A 2,726-nucleotide genomic window follows, 5' to 3' on the forward strand; every position below is an offset into this window, starting at 1 on the left:
AAAGTTTCTGGCAATTCATGCCAATGATGGGTTTCAAGTTCCAATGTCGGTGTATGAAGAGATACTTTTACAATTTCCTTTTTTATTTGTTCTGATGACATTTCCCCTTCGCGCTCTGCTCGAAGAAGAAGGAGTTGAGAAGCGATTTGCATAAGTCGTGTACTTAAATACATAGCCTCTTTCGCATAGATTGCAGAAACTTCTGTTGAAAGGGAACGTGCCACTAATTTCCCTTCTGAGTCAATGTATGCTGCAGTCTTTTCAATCAGCGCCATTGTTTCTTCATAGAGACGATTAAAAGCATTTTCAAAAGCATTATGCTCAATCATGATAATAGGTTCATCATATGGACGTTTATGTACGCTCACGCTTTTATACTCCAAGTATCAGCACAAAATCATACCCCTTAACGAACAGAGGATTAAAAAGTTTCTTTTATTGCTGTATAGAATGCTTTTTTTTAAAATTGCTACCTCTTTTAAATCTTTTGCGCAACGCGCTTTTTATACTAAGGTTAACGCGCCAAACAAACACTATAGGAATGTTTTTTATAAACGGATCATTTTCCTTGAAAAGGACCACTGCCAAGATTGCCGTTTTTCACAATAATAAGCGACTCCAAATTGCAAAGCAATACCCGTTATTATTAAGAAGGTATCGGAAAAAACCGTTTCTGTCATCACTGTTTTTACAATTTGTCCAAACATCGCAAAAATGGTTCCCGTTACAAAGACCGGTAAACTATGTTTTCCTAAAATTGCTAAAGGATGTTTTGGAGAGACATAAAACCATTTATTGACATGTGGCAAAGAAAAAATGAGAAAGGTTAATGCAAGAACATGAAGTAAACGTGGCAAGCTTAAAAAGGTTTTATTAAAGTTCATCAACGGGGAAGACCAGCCAAGCCAGCCCAAAATGCCCCACCAGTTTAAGCGAACCCATAACAGCGCCAACAAGAGATATGCTGCCGCACAAACAATCCAAAAAGACTGAAACGCGATTTTTTTTCCTTGTTTAAGCGCTAAAGTACTGGTCAATCCTATGACAAATAAGAATTGCCAAGACAAAGGATTTAAAAACCACTTTCCCTCTAAAGGATAAGAAGGAGGAGCAATTTTATAAAATCCGCAGATAAGATACAGTGTAAAGGAGCCCAAAAGCAGCCATTTTGTCTGTTTACAACTCAAATAAAGGATAAAAGGCGCAAAAAACATCAAAACGATATAAAGAGGAAGAATATTATTATATCCCAATTGATGGCCAAAGCTTAAGGTACTCAAAAATGCGATAACAGGCTCTTTAAAAAAGAGTCCTACATTGTTCATTGATAAAAGTTTTTCTGTTCGCCATAAGAAAAATGCCCCTAAAAAAAGGCTTAAAGTTACAAAAGTCGTAAAAAGATATGCACCATAGAGCTGCAGAGCTCTGTACCAAAGTTTTCGGATAATAAAAGCAAAGGATTTTTGCTGTAACCGCGCATGAAAGCTTAACCCCAGAGAAACCCCTGAAAGCAAAACAAATATTTCTGCACAATCAGAAAAACCGAAATTTCTATGAGTAAAAGACTCATAGATCGTTCCGGGAATATGGTTAATGAAAATCGTCAATAAGGCTAAAGAACGAAAAACATCAATACGTGTATCACGGCGAAAAGGTTGAGTATTATGCTCAAGAATACCTTGGTATTTCATCAGTGGACTCCCACACGTTGCAAACCCCTTGAAGTCCTATAAAATGGCGCTTACCCTTATTGCCAACAAGCATGAACAGGATGAAATTTTAATTTTTAAGTGTCAAGTTTCATTTTAAGCGTTTATTTTTTAAAAGGCAAAAGTTTTTTAAAGGCAAAAGAACGAAAAGCGTCCATACGTGTATCACAGCAAAAAGGCAACATATTATGCTTAAAAACACTCTCATTTCTCATAAGCAGGCCTCCACACACCCACAAATCCTTTAAATTACGTGAAAATGGTGGTCACTTTCATCGCAAATAAGCATAATAGAATGAAACTTTAATTTTTAAGCATTATTTTTTCTAAGAAACAGGGATTTGACATGACACAACAAAAAAATAAACCAATTGATCCACCTCTTTTCCCTCAGTTGATTTTAACACTTGATGTTCGGCGCAACACCCCACAAACATTTTTGCAGCAAATTTTACAAACAAAGTCTTTTGCATGCGTCATCCTCTATGATTCTGAAAAGTTGAAAGATGATAGCTCTTTTTTACAACAACAAGCGCAAATTTACGCAGAAGATATTCAACATCATGACGCAGCCCTTCTCATCGCTGATGACAGCCGCATTGCTGGGCGCATAAAGGCTGATGGATTGCACATAGAAGATGATCTTAACGCTCTTGAAAACTTCAAAAATCAGCAAAAGGAACAAAAAATCATAGGCTTTGGCAATTTACGCAATCGCCATAGTGCTATGCTTGCAGCGGAAACAGGTGTTGATTATCTATTTTTTGGCAAATTAGGGGCTGATAAAAAACCCCATGCTCACCCCCGCAATCTCCAGTTAGCAACATGGTGGGCAGAGATTATGGAAATCCCTGCTGTTGTGCAAGCGGGGAGTGATTTTTCAACCTTTGATGAAGCCTTAAAGACTGGATGTGAATTCATTGCTGTAGAAGAAGTCATTTTTGGGAACGACAACCCCTTAATACTGCTTAAAACAATGCAAGAAAAATGTGAGAAAACCCCCTTGTAATATAGGAG

3 protein-coding genes are annotated in these 2,726 nt (G+C 37.2%); 1 reads left to right on the forward strand and 2 read right to left on the reverse strand.

The features are described from left to right. Both ACFIO3_RS11095 and ACFIO3_RS11100 read right to left on the reverse strand, forming a co-directional pair. The coding region (locus ACFIO3_RS11095; protein WP_375704461.1) for a DUF1465 family protein at window positions 1–368 on the reverse strand (368 nt) is incomplete at its 3' end. A gap of 180 nt (window positions 369–548) precedes the next feature. Further along, on the reverse strand, window positions 549–1,691 hold the full coding sequence (locus tag ACFIO3_RS11100; RefSeq protein WP_375704462.1) for an OpgC family protein: 1,143 nt from the start codon (window positions 1,689–1,691) through the stop codon (window positions 549–551). A 364-nt stretch (window positions 1,692–2,055) separates the two neighbouring features. Here ACFIO3_RS11100 and ACFIO3_RS11105 point away from each other — a divergent pair, with 364 nt between their 5' ends. Then, entirely contained in the window at window positions 2,056–2,718 is a 663-nt protein-coding gene (locus tag ACFIO3_RS11105) for a thiamine phosphate synthase (protein ID WP_375704463.1), read from the forward strand. The last annotated feature ends 8 nt before the right edge of the window (window positions 2,719–2,726 follow it).

It is taken from the genome of Bartonella sp. AD328YNZD (assembly GCF_042196425.1).

Excerpts from the sequence above, each read along its gene's own strand:
- ACFIO3_RS11100 (WP_375704462.1), bottom strand. The coding sequence starts at position 1,691 with ATGAAATACCAAGGTATTCTTGAGCATAATACTCAACCTTTTCGCCGT.
- ACFIO3_RS11105 (WP_375704463.1), top strand. The coding sequence starts at position 2,056 with ATGACACAACAAAAAAATAAACCAATTGATCCACCTCTTTTCCCTCAG.